The 22,466-nt window shown below is 27.6% G+C and carries 18 protein-coding genes; 4 read left to right on the forward strand and 14 right to left on the reverse strand.

The features are described from left to right. Positions 1-7: 7 nt before the first annotated feature. The 5 genes from NSA50_RS10070 to NSA50_RS10090 all read right to left on the reverse strand — a co-directional run bounded on the left by NSA50_RS10070 (position 8) and on the right by NSA50_RS10090 (position 7,332). Positions 8-1,693, reverse strand: coding sequence for a polysaccharide deacetylase family protein (locus NSA50_RS10070; RefSeq protein WP_257444860.1), 1,686 nt, complete (start codon positions 1,691-1,693; stop codon positions 8-10). Positions 1,694-1,799: 106 nt separating this feature from the next. Next, positions 1,800-3,566 carry a glycosyltransferase gene (locus NSA50_RS10075; protein ID WP_257444862.1) on the reverse strand — a complete coding sequence of 589 codons (1,767 nt, stop codon included), beginning with the start codon at positions 3,564-3,566 and terminating at the stop codon, positions 1,800-1,802. A gap of 25 nt (positions 3,567-3,591) precedes the next feature. Further along, positions 3,592-4,647, reverse strand: coding sequence for a polysaccharide deacetylase family protein (locus tag NSA50_RS10080; RefSeq protein ID WP_257444864.1), 1,056 nt, complete (start codon positions 4,645-4,647; stop codon positions 3,592-3,594). Between the two features lie 41 nt (positions 4,648-4,688). Further along, positions 4,689-6,122, reverse strand: coding sequence for a polysaccharide deacetylase family protein (locus tag NSA50_RS10085; RefSeq protein ID WP_257444866.1), 1,434 nt, complete (start codon positions 6,120-6,122; stop codon positions 4,689-4,691). Between the two features lie 280 nt (positions 6,123-6,402). Then, positions 6,403-7,332, reverse strand: a complete 930-nt coding sequence (locus tag NSA50_RS10090; RefSeq protein WP_257444868.1) for a helix-turn-helix transcriptional regulator — start codon at positions 7,330-7,332, stop codon at positions 6,403-6,405. Positions 7,333-7,479: 147 nt separating this feature from the next. On the opposite strand from NSA50_RS10090, the gene NSA50_RS10095 reads away from it, so the two are divergent. Continuing rightward, positions 7,480-7,908: a pyridoxamine 5'-phosphate oxidase family protein gene (locus NSA50_RS10095; protein ID WP_257444870.1), complete on the forward strand. Its 429-nt coding sequence runs from the start codon at positions 7,480-7,482 to the stop codon at positions 7,906-7,908. 178 nt (positions 7,909-8,086) lie between these two features. On the opposite strand, the gene NSA50_RS10100 is transcribed toward NSA50_RS10095, so the two are convergent. The 5 genes from NSA50_RS10100 to NSA50_RS10120 form a co-directional block, all read right to left on the reverse strand. After that, a complete protein-coding gene (locus tag NSA50_RS10100) occupies positions 8,087-8,881 on the reverse strand; it encodes a metallophosphoesterase family protein (protein ID WP_257444872.1) in 795 nt (264 codons plus the stop codon). 1 nt (position 8,882) lies between these two features. Next, the gene (locus NSA50_RS10105) at positions 8,883-9,797 is read right to left on the reverse strand and encodes an ABC transporter permease (RefSeq protein ID WP_243241910.1); all 915 of its coding nucleotides are present in this window, start codon (positions 9,795-9,797) and stop codon (positions 8,883-8,885) included. A 2-nt stretch (positions 9,798-9,799) separates the two neighbouring features. Continuing rightward, on the reverse strand, positions 9,800-10,891 hold the full coding sequence (locus NSA50_RS10110; protein ID WP_257444874.1) for an ABC transporter permease: 1,092 nt from the start codon (positions 10,889-10,891) through the stop codon (positions 9,800-9,802). Further along, positions 10,881-12,389: an ABC transporter ATP-binding protein gene (locus tag NSA50_RS10115; protein ID WP_257444876.1), complete on the reverse strand. Its 1,509-nt coding sequence runs from the start codon at positions 12,387-12,389 to the stop codon at positions 10,881-10,883. The genes NSA50_RS10110 and NSA50_RS10115 overlap by 11 nt, the downstream gene beginning before the upstream one ends. Positions 12,390-12,485: 96 nt before the next feature. Then, a complete protein-coding gene (locus NSA50_RS10120) occupies positions 12,486-13,556 on the reverse strand; it encodes a BMP family lipoprotein (protein WP_257444878.1) in 1,071 nt (356 codons plus the stop codon). 258 nt (positions 13,557-13,814) lie between these two features. Here NSA50_RS10120 and NSA50_RS10125 point away from each other — a divergent pair, with 258 nt between their 5' ends. Beyond that, positions 13,815-14,495, forward strand: a complete 681-nt coding sequence (locus tag NSA50_RS10125; protein ID WP_257444880.1) for a cyclic nucleotide-binding domain-containing protein — start codon at positions 13,815-13,817, stop codon at positions 14,493-14,495. 143 nt (positions 14,496-14,638) lie between these two features. Here NSA50_RS10125 and NSA50_RS10130 read toward each other — a convergent pair whose 3' ends face one another. Next, entirely contained in the window at positions 14,639-14,833 is a 195-nt protein-coding gene (locus NSA50_RS10130; RefSeq protein WP_257444882.1) for a hypothetical protein, read from the reverse strand. A 142-nt stretch (positions 14,834-14,975) separates the two neighbouring features. Here NSA50_RS10130 and NSA50_RS10135 point away from each other — a divergent pair, with 142 nt between their 5' ends. Together NSA50_RS10135 and NSA50_RS10140 are read left to right on the forward strand one after the other, a co-directional pair. After that, entirely contained in the window at positions 14,976-16,091 is a 1,116-nt protein-coding gene (locus NSA50_RS10135) for a cysteine desulfurase family protein (protein ID WP_257444884.1), read from the forward strand. Between the two features lie 40 nt (positions 16,092-16,131). After that, positions 16,132-16,401 carry a DsrE family protein gene (locus NSA50_RS10140; RefSeq protein ID WP_257444886.1) on the forward strand — a complete coding sequence of 90 codons (270 nt, stop codon included), beginning with the start codon at positions 16,132-16,134 and terminating at the stop codon, positions 16,399-16,401. 401 nt (positions 16,402-16,802) lie between these two features. Here the strand turns inward: NSA50_RS10140 and NSA50_RS10145 are convergent, their stop codons facing one another. From NSA50_RS10145 to NSA50_RS19940, 3 genes are all read right to left on the reverse strand, one after another. Beyond that, positions 16,803-17,477: a CPBP family intramembrane glutamic endopeptidase gene (locus NSA50_RS10145; protein WP_257444888.1), complete on the reverse strand. Its 675-nt coding sequence runs from the start codon at positions 17,475-17,477 to the stop codon at positions 16,803-16,805. Positions 17,478-17,766: 289 nt separating this feature from the next. Further along, the gene (locus tag NSA50_RS10150) at positions 17,767-21,111 is read right to left on the reverse strand and encodes a DEAD/DEAH box helicase family protein (RefSeq protein ID WP_257444889.1); all 3,345 of its coding nucleotides are present in this window, start codon (positions 21,109-21,111) and stop codon (positions 17,767-17,769) included. Between the two features lie 727 nt (positions 21,112-21,838). Then, positions 21,839-22,153: an Rpn family recombination-promoting nuclease/putative transposase gene (locus NSA50_RS19940; RefSeq protein ID WP_374940970.1), complete on the reverse strand. Its 315-nt coding sequence runs from the start codon at positions 22,151-22,153 to the stop codon at positions 21,839-21,841. Positions 22,154-22,466 lie beyond the last annotated feature (313 nt).

Here is a 22,466-nt window from a genome sequence, read left to right on the forward strand (position 1 = left end):
CTCTTGTTTATAAATATTTTATAAACCAATTTATAACCTTATTAAAGTATTTCTTTACATTGTATTTTATCAGATCCACTCCTTTTAAAGATGAATCGTATAATATTGTATCATTTATGTCAGATATCTTAAGCTTTTTAAATACTCCATCATATACATCGTCAGCTATATTTCTTTGACTATATCCATATTCTCCCCATTCTGATTCTAGATAAATACCACCTTCATTTGTATTTCTGACTTCTAATCCCTCTACTATAAGATTTCCATCTAAAGTCAAATTAAGCTTATTATCATTTATATTTATATCTATTTTTTTACTACCTAACTCTTTTATATCAATATCATCAATACTCTTGTCATCATTTAAATCTAGAGAATATAGTATTTCTTCATTTCCATTTAAGGTTTCTATAACCTCAATATTATTATTAACAAGCTTAACGCACAAACTATTTTTTAAATCATCACTTGTTCTAAAATATATAGCTTGAGAACCTATAACATTTCCATTTAACTCTGCTGAAATTTTAAAATCTTTATACTTATCACTACCTAATAATTTAATAAGCCCAGTATCTTTTGGCAATGATGTTAATATTATAGTATCATCAATAAATTCTGCTTCTCCTTTTATTTCTTGAAAATCTTTTGCTTTTTCTTCATCTCCAACAATAAAATCTATATTTTCTTTAGTATCATCCCATATCCTCATTAATAAATGATTAGTTGACCAATATGCTTGCGGCTGTATTCTTGTTAAATCGTAAATGGAGCTCTCTCTTGTATTTAAAGAATAACCTTCTCTGTTGAAATTCATGTTAAATAATTCTTTAATCCATTTGCCATTTATTAAACTAACCTTATCATTTGTTCCAAATTGTCCTGTATTTGAATGCATAAGAGAATATAAATTTGGTACATTTCCAATCTCTTTAGTATAAATTTTTGATAACTCTTCATAATCACTATTAATACGATCTTCCATTTCACTATAAGTTTCCATTGGAATATTATATTCATCTCTTATAAAGTCCATTAAATAATGGTTATAGTTTCTATTGATTGTATCTGATAGCTTTGAAAACTCCAGTGAAGTTAATTGACCTAAATATTTATTATCTTTATCAAAAACATTTATATACTCAAGTCTATAACCATTGGTGCCTAGTTCCCAATAAGAACTATCAACTAATTCTAATAAATCCTTTGGCATTAAAAACTTAGGATCATTTTTTTCAAACTTATCTGCATAAGTAAGCATTGTAGCCTTATAATTATATTTTTCCATAATCTTTTGTGAGAAAATAGCAGTATCTCTTCTACCATCTTCAAATAATAAAAATAATGCTTTATTTGGCAGGCTTTTTCCCTCAATATAATAATCTAAAATATCTTGTTGTGTTATTGTCACATAACCATTATCCCGTAAAGCTTTTATTTGTTTCTCTAAAGCTCCAGTACTTATTAATGTATCATTTCCTGTTCTATCTACTCCAAAATATGATACAGCAATAAACCCATTCTCCTCACTACTTACTACTTCATTATAATCATAAGGCTTATATTCTGAAAATGTAAAAACCGCCTTTATAATTATTATCAATAATACAAATAATATTATTCCTTGAAATGTTCCTCTTAAAATCTTTATTCTATCTTTTTTCTCAGGAGAAAATCTTTTATTTTTCACTTTCAATTCCTCCCTTTTTATTAAATTTCTTTATAGCTTTTTTTTGCTCTTTTTTTCTTTTATCTTCTATATCACTCGGAGTCATTCTTGTTCCCCATGTTGACTTTCAAAATGTTACCCCAGCTATAGGCATTTGCCAAAGTAATACAACTTCATAGTATAAACAAAATAGTAGCCCAAATATCCAAGTAGTACTTTTTCTAAAGAACATTTGTGCAAAGCTCATCATCAAAGCCATCATTAACACACCAACAAGAAAAGTTGTTGGAAACACCTTTTGAAATATCGGAACATAAATAAGGTTATATACTACTACTATTGGAGCTGCTAAAGGAACAAGTAGGCCAATATAAAAGAATAGTGACATAAATGGCTCCTTCTTCCACATAAACTTTCCACCTATAATAGATTCTCTAAGCCAAGATCTTTTCCATCTCATTTGCTGCTTTAAAAATACTTTATACTTATTAGGTACTATCGTTGAACAAATAGCCGTATCTTGATAGCTAGTTCTATGCTTGCTAAGGACAAAATTAGTCATTGCCCTATCATCACCAAATGTAGCTCTTTGACCTAAGAACTTTTGATTTCTCCAAGATTCCATATTGTCAATTATTATTTGTTTCTTGTAACATGAAAGCGGCCCTGATAAACATGTAATTGCATCAAAATAAGCTTCCGCTGCCTTCATTATTCTAAAAGCAATATAATATCTAACTGATTGCATCTTAGTTAAAGTATTAGTATATGTGTTGGCAACATCAGTTCTACCAGACACTCCTCCCATTTTAGGGTCTTTAAATGGCTGTACTAAATTAATAATTGCAAATGGATCTAAAAAGCTGTCTGAATCAACAAATACTACTAATTCATGTTTTGCATTTAATACTCCTGTGCATAGTGCTTCTCTTTTTCCCATATTCTTTTCTTGTACAATGTATTTTAATCTTTCTTTAACATCAAATCTTTCTTCTTTTTTTAATTCTTCTACTATTTCTTTGATCTTTTCTACTGACCTATCATGTGAACAATCATCTACCACTATTACCTCTAATTTATCAATAGGATAATCTTGATTAATGCAACTTAAGATTGTTCTTTGTATCCATTCCTCTTCATTAAAACAAGGAATTATTATCGTTACTCCTGGAGTATAACTAGTATCTATAGGTACCGGTTTATATAAGGCACCGAATAAATATCTACTTAATAAAAATACAGCAGCTATAATACTATATAAATAAATCCACCTGTTAAATTTAAAGTAAATTATACTTTCTGCCCTCATCAGAATTATAAAGATGATTATAAAAAATAATATTAAACTTGATGTAAATAAAAAATATTTATCTTTTTTTCTATTCGAATATTCTGATAGTGTTTCTAAAAACTCTAGTCCACAAAGTATATTTCCATTCTCATCAATTGTATCTCTAACTTTTTTAGCCTCTATATTTACCTTCATTTCATATCCTTCAGGCATGGCTCCAGGTAATATTTTAAACTGTAATTTTACTTTATCTGCTTCACTAATTATATTTAATTGTTCTTTGTCTTGTAATTCTACTAGCATTCCTGTAGTAGATATATCTATGGACTTTGCTATAAATGTTATATCACCTTTCGAACTTTTGCATCTAATCTTAATATCAGTTTGCATTAGATATCTTATTCCTGCTTTATTACCATCAATAAATGCAGTTGAATTATCTTTTCTATCACCTAATATTTTTTTCCCTCTACGATCAGTCCCATTCCTTATTTTTTCCTTATCTGGAACATTAGATAATAATCTTCTATCTCTTCGAGGTCTTAAAAGAATATCATTGGTTATTTCTGTGTTACTTTTTTTTCTTCTGTAGTTAAACCTCACTCTTCAAACTCCTCTTCTTGTACTTTTACTTTTCTAAATAATCACTTAGCTTCGCAATTTTATACTTCGTTCCATACACTCCATTTTCATTATTGGTAAGAAATTTATCTAAAGCTTCTGCAGTATAATAGCTTTGATTATTAAAATGCATTATAACTATGTTACCCTTTCCTTCTACTAACTTAGGTTCAATTGCATCTAAAATTTCTTGTGAAGAAGCACTTTCATAGTCGTGTGTAGAAATATTGGCACCGACTGAATAATTGTATCCACTTTCAAATACTGCTTCTAATCCTGCTTTTCTTACTAATAATGTTGGTGGTCTAAAATACTGTCTTAATGAATCTAAATCACCTATAACATTTGACATAACCTCATAAGACTTTATTAATGATTTTTTTAACTCTGCCTTATTAGTATCTAACAGCTCATGATTATAGTTATGACTTCCTATATCATGACCATTTAATGCAATAGTTCTAAGCAAATTTGGATTAATGTTAGATATACCACTATTAACATCTGAATACTTTGCAATAGTAAAAAATGTTGCTTTAACATTATGCTTATTTAAAACATCCAATATTTCATTTACTATCGGATCTCCGCCCCAATCATCAAATGTAAAAAATATAACACTTTCACCATTAGTGTCTATAGTTCCAGTCCTATCAATATTTAGCTTTTCATCATCACTAAAATCTTCTAAACTAACATCTTTATTTCCTATATAGTTAGTATTTATCATCTTTAAAGCTTCCTCATAAGATCTAATGTTAGTTACAATATTATATCTTCCAAAATTTGATTGACCTTCAAAATTACTTTGTATATTCTTCAATGGAACTACTGAGTAATTTAAAGGCTTTTTATCTAATAAATATGTCTGCAGTTCATTACTATATCTATGAGCATAACCATTTTTTACATAGTTCTCTGTTAGTAACTCAATCAAATTTGGAACTACATTATCATCTTTAAACAAATCAGAATCTAATCTAAAATATACTATTTCACCTTTACTTAATGAAAGATATGAATTTACATTAAAATAGTCTTTTATAATTTGCTCTGCATTCATATCTTTGTATTTGTGTATAATCGGCGCCTTTGTATAAGTAATTAATTCATAATTTTCAAAACCTTTATTGCTTCTTGAACTTTAGAATTCGAATAGCCATATCCAGGCATATATGAATTAGTTAATATACCTCTCTCTTTTAATAACTTATCCACTTCATATATTTCTTTACATATTTCTTCAGAATTCTTATCTAATAAATTAGAGTTAACTGTTATTCCGCCATTTCCAATTTCATGTCCATGTCTTAAGATCTTTTCTATTCTATCTGGATAGTTTATTATTTCATTTTTAGTAACAAAAAATGTTCCTTTTGCATTATACTTATCAAGACTTGCTAATACCTTATCTAACACCATCTCATTGCTTACTCCTCTAAAGGTATATGATAAAGCTTCTTGAGTCGTATAAAATCTTGAAACTATAGGGGAAATCATCCCATTATTTTTATCTATTAACTCTTTAAAATTAATCTCATCCACATTATTTTTATTGTCTTCATAATTATCATTATTAATACTATTGTTATCATTCATATTTCCTATTGTTGTATCATTCAGCTTGTTATTATTTAATAATTCATTGTATTTTTTAATACTTGGAAATTCTTTTATCTTAACTGCTAATTTTTCTTGCTCCTTAATAGCTTTTAATACCCATTCTACTATTTCAGTAATATTTCTTTCCTCTTCTTTATCTACTGAGTTTTCTTTTATACCTGCTTCCTTATCTATTGCTGGCTTTTCTTCTAAAATTTCTTTATTATATTCAAAATCATTAAGAACCCCATCTAATTTTATAGATAAAATAGTTCCATTTAATAAACCTTTTATATACCCATAAGCTTGTTCATAATTCTTAAAGCTTTGATAACTTAAATAATGATCTGTATTAACAACATATTTATTTCCCGCTGCAAAAGCAGAAGCTAGTATATTATCATTATAAATTGTTGAATTACATTTCAATAATTCAGGAGTTGTATATGTAATAGTCTTTAAAATTTTATTAGTAGTAGAAAAATCTGAAATTAAATCTTCTTTTGGCAAGTTTTCCATATTATTAATTTCTGAAAGCGTTCCACTTCCTATATCATGTCCACCTTCTTTAATACTTTCAACTATACTAGAATCTTCAGCAGCTTTTATTCCATGAATAAAAAAAGTAGCCTTAACATTATATTTATCTAGTAAATCTACTATTTGTTGCATAGTTTCTTTATTATTAATTCCTTCAAATGATAAAGAAATTATATTTGATTTAGTATCTATATTTGTTATAACTTCTGATTTTTTTGTAATATCAAAATTTTTTAATGCATCACTAATTTCCTTTGATGCATCATATCTATTTTTTTTAACAATATTCGGAATTACTCCATTAGTATCTATGTTGTAATTTTTGTATATATAAACTCCTATAAAAGTGCTAAGTATTAATGCTCCTATAAGAATACTAATGTATTTTTTCTTCATTGCCTTCTCCTTACTTATAAATTTATATAATAATTATACTTATTTTATATATTCTTTATCATATTAAACTCCTTGAATTTCTCCCATAATATTCCTAGTATTAAACTTTTCAATTATATACACATCTTCTAATATATGTATTTTTATACAAATAAATCTTATCAAATATCTTTTTATTATATAAATAATATTCTATAAGTGTATATAAATTTAACACATAAAATTCTTTATTATTATATTAATATTATAAAATAAAAAAAGCACCTAACTGGCGCTTAAACTAATTATATATATCTAACATATTTTTTATTCTTTTAATAAGTTCTTGTCGTATATTAATAGGTTCTAAGCATTCACACTTATTACCAAAACCAAGCAAAAGATTGTATCCAAAATCATCATTAATAAATGGAAAATCTATAAGTAATTTATTATTTTTATAGGTCTTAATATTTTCCTCACCACAATGCTCTATCATTTTTTCTCTAAGGGATTCGTCCACTAAAAGTTTTATCATAATAATATTTTTTTCTATGTAGTCCCAAGAACCTAATGATCTTAAATTAAATTCCCTTGTAATAAAGCTTTCTTCAATAACCTTAAGTTCTGAAATACGAGATAGCTTAAACACACGAAAATCTTGTTTTGAAATACAATACCCTTGTAAATACCAATTTAATTCCTTTAATATCAACTGATAAGGCTCAACTTTTCTGTTACTCTTTTTGCCATTACTATCAAAATAATTGAAGATTAAAATCTTTTTATCATTCATAGCCTTTTTAGTCTCTTCAAGATTAATTTTGAAATTTTTATTTCCTATCCATGGAGTAAGATCAATAGAAACTTGATTTGATTTCAACTCTACCTCTTTCATATGCTCCTCTGGAAGTAATGTTTTTATCTTTGCTAAAGTGCCTCTAATTTCCTCCTTTGAAAAGGTAGATGATATACTACTAAGACCTATTAAAAGCGTTGCTATATCCGATTTGGTAAAAATCTTTTTATCTATCTTATACTCATCCATAATTCCAATCCCACCATTAACTCCAGGATATGTGAGTATAGGAACCCCGGCTAAACTTATCGCTTCTATATCTCTATATATAGTTCTTGGTGTTACTTCAAACATTTCTGCAAGCTCTGATGCACTTATCTTTTTACGTTCTAGTAATATCATTATAATTGATACAAGCCTATCTATCTTCAATTGAAATCACCTCTTATTTATCATCCCATATTTAAATTTATTTTATCATATAACCATGACATAATGATGTCATGGTTATATGATAAAATAAATTTACATTGATCAATGAGTATTGATAATAAAAATAACTTAAAAAGGAGAATTAAAATGGAATTAATACAAGAATTCATTAGAGTAATAAATGAAACGAATAGGATTGCCTTAGCAACTAGTGTAGATAATATACCAAATGTTAGAATAGTAAACTTTTGTAATAACCCTCAAAATAAAGGTGTTGTATACTTTTCATCCTTTAGAAGCCATCCAAAGACATTGGAACTTTCACAAAATAATATAGTAACATTCACAACAATCCCTTTATCACTTGAAAGCAGTGAGCATATTAGAGTAAAGAAGGCTACAGTCAAAAAAAGTAATTTAACAATATATGAATTAAAGGATGAGTTTACAAAAAAACTACCAGGTTATGATAATATAATAGAAAAATTTGGAGAAATGTTAGATGTTTATGAAATTAGTTTTAATGAAGCTACTGTAGTTTTAGACCTTGGCAAAGGTGGCAAAATAACTTTATAAGAACACTCTTATAATTTTACAACGGAGTTTTTTTTATTTCTACTCACTGCTAGAAGCTTTCCGAAACCACAGGTCTAACCTATGGTATTCTAAATACAAAAATATGGAGATGTTACAAACAGCTCCATATACTTAATGCATGATTAATACTCTTAAAATTTTGAATTTAAATATTATATTAAAACTTAACGTATGTTAAAAATTCACTTTTCTCTAAAGCATCTATAACTTCTACAAACATTTCACCATTTTCATATCTACAAAGATTACATCTAGTTTCCTCTTCAAATCTAACACTTCCATCATATTCATCATATCCAACGAAAGAAAGACTCCCTGATGTAAAGTAAGGTTTTCCAGAAAAAATTCCTTTGTAAGGATGATGTGTATGTCCAGAAAATATACCCTTAATCTTACTTTTATTAATAATTTCTTCAAACTCTCTATTAAAACTAACAGATGGTAAATTAAATTGTTCTTTTAAAAGATGATGATGAAGCATGAGAATTACATCCTGTTTTGAAGATTTCTCTAATTCATTCTTTAGCCATTTACATCTGTCTAAATTTATAATTCCATTACTATTATGATATTCAGAATTATCAAAGCTTATTATCTTAAGATCTCCTATTTCCATAGTAGTATTATAAGGCTCATCCTTTGATTCTTCATTAAACCATCCTTTATAAAACTCCTTTTTATTATCATGATTTCCCAATGTAACGATATAAGGAATTTCTCCAAATAAACTATCTAAGTTTTCTTTTAGACATCTGTAATCATCACTTTTTCCCGATTCAACTAGATCCCCAGTAATTATAATAAAATCTAAAGTACTTTTATCTACTTTTTCTAATACTCTTTTTATTTGAATAATTGGGTTAGTCATATTATTAAAAATTGAATTATATCCAGAATCCTCTTTTTTATATTCTCTTAAGAAATGAATATCTGATAAGTGTAAAAATATCATGCTACACCTTTTTAACCTTCTTTTTTCTATTCCTTATGCTAAATATAACCAAAGCAACTACTGTAGCTACATACGGAATAGATGCTGTTATTTGTGTTTTTAAAGATGTATTTTGAAGTACATTTCCTGCTGCTTGTGAAAATCCAAAGAATAAACTTGATAATAATACTCCTATCGGATTTGATCTTCCTAAATTATTTGCGGCCATGGCTATATATCCACGTCCTGAAGTTATATTTTGTATAAATAAAGTTACACTTCCCATTGATAGTAAAACTCCGCCTAGACCACATAATAAACCTGATAAACTTATTGTAAGGAATTGATATTTTTCTACTGGAGTTCCAAGACTTCTTGCTGCTTCTTTATTTATTCCTATTGCTCTTAATCTATATCCTAAAACTGTTTTATATAAAAATATATGCATTCCAATCGCTAGTATAAATGCTAAATAATCAATTATTGTTAAACCTGAAAGCATCGTTCCAAGTACTGGTATATCCTTAACAAAAGGTATGTCTATCTTTGTAAGACTAACTAAGCTTGGATCAGTAAATACTCCTTTAGTCTTAAATATTATATAAAGTAAATATGTAGTTACCCCCCCCATCATCGTATTAGTCGCCATACCAACAACAACTGGAGAAGCCTCTAGCTTAATGATACAAAAACCAACTATTGCTGAAACAATCATTCCACTTATTGCTCCTGCAAGAATAGATAAAAATACATTATGAGTATAGTAATTAGCAACAATACTAAAAAATGCTCCTGTTAGCATAGTTCCTTCCATTGCAATATTAAAAATACGAACTTTAGTACATATTGCTGCTGCAAGAGTTACTAATAAAATAGGTGTCATCATACGAATAGTAGAGTTTACTACTACTGCTAAATAATCTATATTCAATTCCATTTTTATTGAACTCCTTCCTTAGTTGATATATTTTTCTTTTTCTTATACCACTTAACCACAAACTTTGCAGTAATTAATAAAGTTATAATTCCTTGAATAATTGTAGTTACTTCTGATGGCACTCCCATACTTCTTTCTATTGTGCTACCACCTGTTGTAATCCCCGCCAAGAATATAGCACTAATTAAAATACCAATAGGATGATTGCTAGACATTAATGAAGCTATAATACCTGTCCATGCATATCCTGGAGATGTTATCATAGAGTCTACATAACGATATCTTGAACCTAAAACCTCACAAGCGCCTCCAAGACCTGCTATAGCTCCACTTAACATTAATACAAAGTACATCATCTTTGTACTATTAATTCCACCATAATTTGCAAAGTTTGAATTTAATCCTCCCATTTTGGCCTTGTATCCAAAGCTTGTCTTCTTCATGATAAATAGTATTAATAATACTACAATTAATGCAATTACAAATCCCCAATGTAATGAATAACCCTTAAATATCTTGGGTAGTATTGTATCTGTTAACTTTTGTGTTTGAATAGCAGAAGAATCTACTGCTAATGGATCTTTTACTACATATGTTGTAAAATATGATGCAATATAATCTGCAACATAATTAAGCATAAGAGTTATTATAAGTAAATCAAGCTTAAATCTCTCACTTAAATAAGCAGAAAGCATTGAATATAATATCCCTACCACTGCCCCTGTAATAAGAGCTACAATTACAACAAATACTGCTGGGCCTGGGCAATTAGCAGCCACAACTGCTGATGTAAATGCTCCTAAAATCATTTGTCCTGCTGCACCAAGACTTGAGTATCCAGATCCCCAAGCTAAGGCTCCTGCAAGACCGGCAAAAATAATAGGAACTGAACGTGTTAAAGTAGTTGTTAAATAGTACAGTGAACCGAATCCACCTTTAAACATTCCTATAATTGCTTCAAAAGGATTAAATCCTGAAAAAGCAATAATTACTCCACCTAATATTAATCCAACAACTATTGCTTGTAATGGATGTTTTAATGGTTCAAATAAAGTAATAAATTTGCTTTTTGCTAATGAACTTTTACTTTTCATTTGTTTTTCCTCCTACCATTAAAAGACCAAGTCTTTTTTCATCAATACTTCCTCTTTTAAATTCTCCAGCAATTTCGCCTTCATAAATAACATAAATTCTATCACTTAAGCTCATTATTTCACTTAATTCTGAAGAAACTAGTAAAACACTATCTCCATTATTTCTTTTTTCCACAAGTTGGTCATGAATAAACTCCATAGCTCCAATATCTATTCCTCTTGTTGGTTCACATGCAATAAGAAGCGGTGTGTCCATAGCAATTTCTCTTGCTACAATAAGTTTTTGTGCATTACCACCTGAAAGTTCTTTAATCTTTTGATTAGGCGAATCAGCTTTCACAAGAAATTTAGAAATTAATTCTGTTGCGTGGCTTGTAACCTTTTTAATATTTAATATTCCTCTTTTTGAGAACCCATCTTTATCTTCAAATCCCATTAAAGCATTTTCTGATAAAGTAGCTTCTGGTGCACTTCCCCAGAAATATCTATCTTCTGGAATATGTGCAATTCCTGCATCCCTAATTTCCATTACCTTTTTATTTGTAATATTCTTTTCATTAAGTATTACTTCTCCTGAATCCACGTGATCAAGACCAGTTATACATCTTATAAGCTCTGATTGACCATTTCCTGATACACCTGCGATACCTACAATCTCGCCCTTTTTTATATGTAAATTAATCTTATTTAATATTTTCTTTTGGTGTTCTCCATTTAAAGTTAAATCTTTAACTTCTAATACTAATTCTTTTGTCTCTTTATCTGGAATTACTCTTGTTAATATTTGTCTTCCAACCATTAGATAAGATAATTCTTCTATGTTTGTATCCTTTTTAAGTTTTTCTGCTACTACTTCCCCAGATCTCATTACTACAACTCTATCTGAAACTTCCATAACTTCATTTAATTTATGAGTAATAATAACTATACTTTTTCCTAGCTTAGCTAATTGTTTCATTGTTTTTAAAAGCTCGTCTACCTCAATAGGAGTTAGAACTGCCGATGGCTCATCAAATATAATAATATCTGCATTTTGATATAGAATTTTTAAAATTTCAACACGTTGTTGAAGTCCAACAGAACAATCTTCTATAATAGCCTTTGGATCAACCTTTAACATATATTTCTTAGAAAGTTCTTCTACTACTTCAATATTCTTCTTGTAATCAAAGAACACTCCATTTTTAATTTCATTCTTATAAACTATATTTTCTGCAATTGTCATTGAATTAAAAAGCATGAAATGTTGTTGAACCATTCCAATCCCTTGTTCCATAGCATCTGAAGGATTATGAAAGTCCATCTTTTTTCCATTAATATATATTTCACCTGAATCTGGTCTTTCTAATCCATATAGTATTTTCATTATTGTCGATTTTCCAGCTCCATTTTCACCTACTATAGCCAGAATTTCACCCTTGTTAAGACTTATATTTATCCCATTATTAGCTAATACATTTCCATATCTTTTAACAATATTTTTCATTTCTAAAAGCATAATAAATCTCTTCCTTTCTAAGTGGTTTCAATCATAAAACAAGGGCAAAGCAAACTGCTAAAGCCCTTAACTAAATATAATATATCTATTATTTTATTATCTTGAAGCTTCTTCAGGAACTTCAATTGAAAGCTCTCCTGATATAAATTTGTCAGCTGTTTCTTTTCCTACTGAAATAACTTCATCTGTTATAACATCAGTATTTCTGTAATTCATATTTTCTGGAGAAACTCCTACAACTCCAAAAGCACCTTCTTTTAATCCAAGTATTTGTGCTCCACCTTTTAATTCTCCTGCTAAGAATTCATCAACTACAGTATTTACACATGCTGCTGTATTCTTTATTAATCCACCAATAATATGTTTATTATCAGCTGTTGTTTGATCAATGCTTAATCCTGTTGTATAAATAGGTGTATCTTTCTTTTCTAATTCAAGAGCTGCTTGATATATACCTGAATTTGCACTAGCAGAAACTCCCCCAAATATGAAATTTGCTCCTGCTGCTTTTTGTTGTAATGCATATTCATATGCTAAGCTTGTATCATTATAAGAGTTTGTATAGTTATACATAAACTTTGCATTTGGATTAACAGATTTTACGCCTTCTGCAAAACCATATCTATATTTATATGTAGCTTGTGACTGGAATGATGAGACATATCCATATAAACTTTCATTTGGAAAAGCTGTTGCAATCATAGTTCCAAGTACATAACTACCTTCTGCTTCATTAAATCCTATACTTGTAACCTTCTCATTAGAAGCTGTTGTATCTATAACCGCATATTTAGTATTTTCAAATTCATCTGCTGCTTCACTAAATGGATCTGCTGCTTGCCAACCAATACCTATTATTAAATCATAACCTTCATTTGATGCTGCTCTTGTATTTTCTTCCCAAGCAGCTGTGTCTGTACATTCAATTGATGTCCATTGGAATCCATACTTATCTGCTGCATCTTTTAATGCATTATAAGCTTGAATAATAAATTGCTCTGTTCCAATTGTGTCTGAAATCAATGCTACTCTTAATTTTGAATAATCTCCGTTAGAAAATGCGTTTTCAACTGATGTACCATTAGCTGATGTAGAGCATCCTGCAAAAACAAGAGTTGACATAATAAATAATAAACAAATGGTAAATTTCTTCATGTTTTTTTTCATAACTCATCCTCCGTATTCAACTTATGCCTTTATTATAATAATTGTTGAACATAAAAAATATGACATAGGTCATATTTTTCAAAAAAACTATATATTCATATTATTTTTATCAAAAACGTTCGTGATTTCCAACAGGATATTTTTTACACTTTGCTTTATTATTTAATTATCTAATTAAAACCTTTAGACTAATTGAATGCTAAAGAACCTTATGATAAAATATTTATTACTTAATAATATTATATATTTGGAGGTCTTATGGAAAAAATTGAAAGTAACTCTCTTTTTAATAAATATGTGAGTGAAACTAACATTTTAGATATATTTTCAAATGATATGATTGATAAAATGGATTTTTTCCATTTCAATAAAGGTGATATATTAATAAATGAAGGTGAATGTTCGGATTATTTGTTTTTTTTGGTCAGCGGGAAAATGAAAGTCTTTTCTCATTCTAGCTCTGGAAAAGTAATGTTTGTTTCTCATTTTAAATCCCTACAAATTTTAGGAGAAACCTGCAGCCTATGGCAAAAAGCACCTACTGCTTCAGTTCAAGCTACCACTAATGGATACTGTATAGGAATATCTCTTATAAGATATAGAGAAATTCTTTTAAATGATGTGAAATTTTTAAGATATACTTGTATGAACCTTGGCGAGAGGCTTAGCTATATGAATAGTAATACTTGTATCACTATGTTTGATTCATTGGAAAATCGTTTAGCTTCATTTATACTAAAAAACTCTAAAGATAATATTTTTCACTATAATTTAACTGAATGTGCTGAACTTTTATGTACTAGTTATAGGCATTTATTAAGAGTTCTCAATGCTTTTTGTAATAATAGTAAGTTAAGTAAAACAGGTAAGTATTATAAAATATTAGATGAAGAGTATTTTATAGAAATTGCTTCTGATTCTTATGATGTGAATTCTTAAATATAATCTACAGTAACTATATTTATATCTATATTACATAGCATTCAAAATATATTCTTCTTACTTATACAAGAGAATAAACAAATTTACATAATTATTATTTTATGTTACTAGAAATTGCAATTTCTAGTATATTTTTTTATTTAAGAAATACTAATAATTTTTCTCTTATTATCCCCGCTACTATTTTCAACTTCTGTTAAATAATTTGTTTTTCCAACTTCAAATACACCTGGCACAGCTTCTTTTAATACCTTCATTTTTTCTAATGTATATTCCATTTGTATCTTTCCATCATTCATTTTATCTATTGTTGTAACATCAGAAGACTTTAACATTTCAATGATTTCATTTCAATCCAGTCTATATGAATTTTATTTAAGAATAGACATTATTCAAATAATTCGATCAATCTATTTACTGTTATAATTTATAATTGCTATAATCTTAAGTATATAAATACAGAAAGGATTTGAAACTATGATTTATTTAGATTATAATGCCACTACTCCTATAGATAAGCAGGTAGCAGATGCAATGATTCCCTATATATATGGAAATTACGGAAATCCCTCTAGTAATCATGAACTAGGAGAAAGAACTAAAGAGGCTGTTGCGGAAGCACGAAGTAAAGTTGCGAAATTATTAAACTGTAGTGCTAATGAAATAATATTTACAAGTGGTGGAAGTGAATCTAATAACCCTGTTCTTAAGGGTGTTGCTCATACTTATCATCATAAAGGAACTCATATTATAACTTCTGAAATTGAGCATCCTGCAATTTTAAATCCATGTAATTATTTAGAGAAAATGGGCTGTGAAATATCATATCTTCCTGTAAATAAAAATGGTATGGTCGATATATCTAAACTTGATAAAATGATTACTGAAAAAACAATATTAGTTACTATCATGCACTCAAATAATGAAACAGGTACTATCCAACCAATTAAAGAAATAGCAAAAATATGTCATGACCATGATGTGCTTTTTCACACAGATGCCTCACAGTCACTTGGCAAAGTTCCTATTGATGTTCAGGAACTTGATGTAGATTTTCTTACAATAGCAGGACATAAACTTTATTCTCCTAAAGGTATTGGAGCTCTATATATTAAAAATGGTATTAAAATTGAATCATTGATTCACGGTGCTGGTCATGAATCAGGTAGACGTGCAGGAACAGAAAATGTAATTTTTGATGTAGCTTTAGGAAAGGCTTGTGAAGTTGCTCAAGAAGCACTTCAAAACAATAAAATAAGTCAGTTAACTGAATATTTTTATTATGAATTAAAAAATATTTTCGGCAATAAGATGCAGTTAAATGGAGACTTAGATAATAAACTTCCAAATACTTTAAATATAAGTTTTATAGGATATGACGGAGCTAAATTATTAGCTGATCTTGGAGAAGATATTGCTGCTTCTACCGGTTCTGCATGTCATTCAGGTGCTACATCTATCTCTCCTGTTTTAAAAGCTATGAATGTTCCTTCTGAAATTGCACGTGGTGCTATTCGTTTTAGTTTAGGTAAATATACTACAAAAGAAGAATTAGATATTGTCCTTAAAAGACTAAATGACATGCACAAATAATAAAATAAGTAAACCTACATATTGATTAGGAGGAGTATTAATGAAATTAGGAATTATTATTGAAACAAAGGAATATGAAAAAGCTTGGAATGCATTTAGGTTTGCTACAACTGCTAAAAATAAAGGCCACGAAGTAAAAGTTTTTCTTATGGGAGAAGCTGTAGAATGTGAAACATTAACTCATGAAAAATTTAATGTTTCAGAACAAGTTGATATTTTCTCAAAAATAGGTGGAGAAATTTTAGCATGTGGCACTTGCTTAAAATCAAGAGATATAGAAGCTACTAATACGTGTCCAAGCTCTAGTTGAAATGGTAGAATGGGCAGAAAAAACAGTTACATTTTAAATAAGATAAAGAAGGATAGTTTGATTGTGAAAAATTCATAAAAATGGCAGTATTAAATAGCATTACAGAATTAATGATATAAAAAGAAAAAAGCCAAGCGAAATTTCTTACTGATCCCTATATTTATCTTGCTTTAGCTTTATTCTTTCTTATTTGTTTTATACTGCTACTTCCTTTAACTCTGCTTGACTTTGATTTCATCAAACTCAAGCTATCTTCTGAATAATCAAAGTTTAGTGGAAATAGTTAAAGTTTTTGGTAAGACTATAACATTATTATATATAGAAACTAAATTCATCTCCTACACTCCTACTTAGACACATCATTTCATAGATAAAAAGTATTACCATTCACTCAAAAAAATCTATGCAATATTAAATAGCATAAATCCAATATAATTAATAGCAAAATTTGCAAACATATGAATTAACCAAGTAACATATATATTCTTATATTTTTCATTGAAGTAATTAAAAATTAATCCTCCAACAAATAATCCAACTATAGTTAAAAGAAATAAGCTTATATCAAACCATCCTATCATCATAGCAACATGATAAAAAGCAAATGCTAAGGAACTAAAAATATATGAAAATTTCCTAGTTGATACTTCTTTTAACTTTAGAAATGCAAAGCCTCTAAAGAAAAATTCTTCTAATAGAGAATTAATAAAGGAAATATATATTGCAACAAAAATAAAGTTAGCATTATTAACACCTACATTTTCTGATAATGCTAATACAACATTTGAGAAATCAAAAAAACTACCTATTATAAAATAAGCTCCCAAAATAATAATAAATATTGCTATTCCTGATAAAATTGCTATAATTATTTCTTTTTTACTCTTTACTTTAAATAGTGACGGTAAATTTAATTCATTATCGTACCTCGAATATAGCATAGGCAATACAGAAAAAAGTGTAATTTTTATAAAGGACTTTATAAGATACTCTGGTCTAATAACTGCATCTATAAATCCCATTATTAAACAACCTAGTAAAATAATTAAAATAATAGCATTCTTTTTCTTTACCATATAACTTCCCTCCCCTCTCTTCATTATACCATATATTGTAATAACATCATTACTTATACTATTTATTGAATCCTATGCTATAAATATTAATATGAATTTTCAAATCTAATCTCATTTTCACATATATACTTTGAAATTATATTTTTACCATTTAATTTTCAGCATTTAATTTATTGATACTTCATATTACTTTATCTCTGGATTTCTTTTATTTTTACATATTATTAAAGGAATCCATATAAAACTGAATTAAGAGTATTCAGTAAAATACAGATTCCTTTTATAAATATTAACTTACTTCTATTGCATTATCTTTTATTTCTTTAATAACGCTTAATAGTTTACTTCTAACATCAATATTATTTTCAAATAGTTCTACTATATTACCAACCGTTCTAAATGGATCTTCTGTTAGAATTCTATTATCATCTATCATTCCATTTTTAACTATATAATCTACTATTAGCTTGATGTAATGTATTTGATTTGAGTTTAGGTTTTCATTATTTAAGAACTCTGAAAAGGCTTCGTTAGCAGCTTCTCTATCTAAACCTATCATATTTCTAACAAGCTTTGTTATTGGTGTATCTCCAAATTCTTTTTGGTAATCTGATTGGCTTCCTAGTTCAGTAAACATTATGCTTTCTAAATGTTTAATATCTTCTTTAGTAAGCTTTTTGTTATTCCTAAGCTTATATATTACCATTTCATCTTTATGTTCACTTAAATAATGTTCAACCTTTTTCCTATAATTCTTTAAGTCGTTAACATTATACATTGACTCATTTTTTTCTTCTGCTATTATTAAATCCTTAAAGTGTGTATAGTAAATTATTTGACCTTCTTTTTCTAAGTATTTAAGAATATCTCTTAAAGACTCCCTTACTTCATCAACTTCAAAAATATCTGCACTTTCCCAAAAGCTTTCTGTCATAACTTTTTCAATAACGTATTTTTGCTCTTGAATTTGTGGTATTGTTCCAAGCTTTGATAATTGTTCTGCTGTATTTATAACTGACTTAATTCCTTTTGTAGCATTTTTACCCTGAAGATAGGCAAGTTGTATATTATACATAACTAAGTCAAATCTTTTTGCTAGTTCATCATCATTTAATGGAGTTATTAAGCCTGCAACATAATCTTTTAATTCAATAACTGAATTTGTATTTAAAGCTTCCCATTCTTTTTCATTTTTATATTTTTGAACATATTTTAAATTCATTTTAACTAAGAAATTTTCTTCATTTAATGATTTTATATTAGTTAAAAGCTCTTCTACTAAAGCTTTTCTAAGATCTATATATTCAGTATCAGAATACTTTAAATCTTGTAGTTCTTTAATTAATTCTACTTTAACATTAAATAATTTTTCTGTTATTGATTCTATTTTTCCCCCTTCAAAGCCTTTAGGATTTACTCTAAAGAATTCAAAGTTATTACAGAAATCAAATATTAAAAATTTTTCTTTATCTTGTCCTAATTCTAAAAGCTCTGGACAAAGTCTTGTTCCTCTACCTATCATTTGCCAGAACTTTGTTTTACTTCTTACCTTCTTAAAGAAAACAAGATTTAAAATTTCAGGTATATCTATACCTGTATCAAGCATATCAACACTTACTGCTATTTGAGGCATTTTATTCTTATCTGAAAAATCATCTATTAAGGTTTCAACATAATTTGTATTATAATCTATTACCTTAGCAAAATTACCACCGTACTCTGAATATATAGTATTAAATCTATCAACTATAGCTTTTGCATGTCTACTATTTTTAGCAAATATAATAGTCTTTCCAAGCTTTTCGTTGCCTTCAACACGTAAGCCTTCACTCATAAGCTTATTTAAAACTAAATCAATAGTATTAGTATTAAATAACCATTCATTTATAGCTGAATTTCCTATTTCTTTATCTACATTTTCATCATCATCAAAGGTAGCTTCAAACTCTTCTTTTTCTTCTTCAGAAAGCTCATCATATTTTATGCCATCTTCCATAATCTTAGATTTTACTTCTATTGTTGTATAATCTACTAAGAATTTATCTTCAACTGCTTTTTCATATTCATATGCATAAGTTGGCACTCCACTTTCAAGGTCAAATATAGAATAAGTATTCTTATCTATTTCATCTCTTGGTGTAGCTGTAAGACCTATTAAGTACGCATCAAAATAATCAAATATAGCTTTAAACTTTTTATAAATAGATCTATGACTTTCATCTACAATAATTAAATCAAAATGTCCTGGAGTAAATAATCTATTACCATCTTTACTCTTAGTTTCATCTATTGAATTCATCATTGTTGGATAAGTTGAAAATATCATTCTTGATTCTTCTGGGTTATCTCTATTATCAAGAAGATTACATAATGGTAAGTTAGGTAATAGCTTAGAAAAATTATTTTTTGCTTGTTTTACAAGAGCTTTTCTATCTGCTAAGAATAATACATTCTTTATCCAGTTATGTCTTGTAAGAACATCTACTATTGAAATAGCAGTTCTTGTTTTTCCAGTACCAGTTGCACATACTAAAAGCATTTTTCTTTGTCTTTTTTCTAGTGCTTCACATACATTAATTATTGCTTCCTTTTGATAATATCTATTTGATATTTCATCTTTTATATCTACATTTTTTAATGGAAGTTTGCTATATCTTCTATCTATCATTAATTGAAGCTCAGACTTTTTATAAAAACCAAATACTCTTCTTTCTGAATATTGATTATAATCATCATATATATAAGTTTCAAAACCATTAGTAATAAAAATTACCGGTCTTTGTCCATATTGTTTCTCTAACCAATCAGCATATAATTTTGCTTGTTGTTTACCTACATCAGCTTCTTTAGAAACTCTTTTTGCTTCTACTACTGCTAAAGGTTTACCATTATCACCATATAAAACATAATCAACATAGCCTTTTTCTGAATTATTAGGCATTCCCTTTACTTTAACTTCTTCAATTACATCTTTTCCTATATCCCAACCAGCTAGCTTTAGTTCAACATCTATATATCTTTTTCTTGTTTCAAATTCACTTATTTCATCTATGTTAAAATCGTAATTTAACTTACTTTCTTTTCTTCTTTCAGTTAATTCCTTTATTAAATATTCATTTTGTTTTCTTATTTCTTCAATATTTTTATCTTTAGCACTAAGCTTGTCATATAAATCCTTTAACTCTTCAGGTCTTGTTCTAACTTCTTCACCTACATTTAAAAGATCTTCATAAAATTCTTCTGCTGTAAATTCATTTGAATAACAATAATCAATCCAACTTACAAACTTATGAAGATTATTTAATGATAATATAGCTTCGCCTCTTTTCACACTTTTATTAGTATGAACTGCAACATTACCAAGTTGTATAATGTACTTTATTTGATGTAACATTTCATAATCAATAAGTTCAATAAAACTATTACTATGTATTAAAGAACTAATATTATCTTGATAAGGTAAAACTAAATCAGCATCAAAGGTATATAACCATTTAACAGCTAATTCTAAAGCTCTTCTTGATAAAATAGCAGTTGTAGCTGGACTAATTAATATACTTTTTTCTGCTTCTAAACAAGCACTTGAAAAACTTTCAAAATTCTTTTTTCCTTTTAAAAAATCAAAATTACTCAAACTCTCACACCCTTAATATTTATATACTATTTACTATTCCTTTTACATCAATAGTTCTATATCTAAACCACTCTGTAATACTATCAATTCAATTTTCTAATTACATAAGATTTTCTAAACCTATATTAAAATGAAATTATCTTCTTATTTACATTTATTATATCATATTTTTATTATATTTATCTTCTAATTCTTTTAAAGAAACTCCTTCTTATAAATTCTGATGAATGAGTTCGAATAGTAATTAAAATTTGTAACAAAATTTATATAATCTATAACTTCCTATGACAATTCAATTTATATAATAAAAAGTGTCTACCCTGTAGACACTTTTAGATTTAATTAATCTATTCTAATATTTCCTTAACTTTTTCTTCAGATATGTTACATATTTTCGCTATATTAGATATTGATTCTCCTTTGCTTATAAGTTCAATCCCTTCTTCTCTTCCTCTCTTCCTTCTTCCATTTTTTCTCTATCACGCTCTAAAAGTGTCATAAATTCCACCTCCACATTAGGATTATTCTTAACTTCAATTACTCTTTTATGAATATTTTTAACTAAAGTTCCTGTAGCTTTCTCTGCCGTTTTATCATCTGAATGCTCTACATATTTTAAAAATTCAATAAGTTCATCGCTTAAATCTTTTATAACTCCCGTAGTATTTAAAATAATCTTATTGGTATCATCCCTTAACTTTATATTATTATCTTCAACACATACAGTTTAAAATGTATACTTATGCCTTCCAGCTTTAAATAAATCAAAGGTACATATAAATATAATATATCTTCTAGCAAGTTTCCTATAATCATCACCTTTACTAATTAAATCTAAATCAATATTCCCTTGATAATATCTTAATCTTTTAGGTAGATTTCTATGCTTTCTACGTTGCATCTCCACGTTATATACAATATTATTTTCATCTTCCACATATATATCTAATCTAATACCCTTACTTTCTAACAGTAGGTCTATAGTTTTTTGATTTTCTGGCATTTCTATCTTTTCAATTTCTATTTCAAGAAGTTTTTTCAAAACTCTTCACGAATTTCCTTATCACTCATTACTTTTGCAAATAGAAAATCATCTTCCAAGTTTAATTCTTTTAACTCTTTTATCATTATATTATTCCTTTATATCCATTTATCATTTGTTTAATTTATTACCTATATTAAAATATTCATTCATTATCAATGTAACTTAAAGTGTTAACACATTAGCATTTATGATTACCTGCAATGCTCTTTTTAAAGGATACGCCTTCTCCTATCGTAGAATAAGTTACTTCGAGTACTCAAATTTAAATTTGGACTTTCACTTAAATTTCAATTTATCTACTTGCTTAACA

Source organism: Clostridium mucosae, assembly GCF_024622765.1.
Taxonomy (GTDB): Bacteria; Bacillota; Clostridia; order Clostridiales; family Clostridiaceae; genus Clostridium.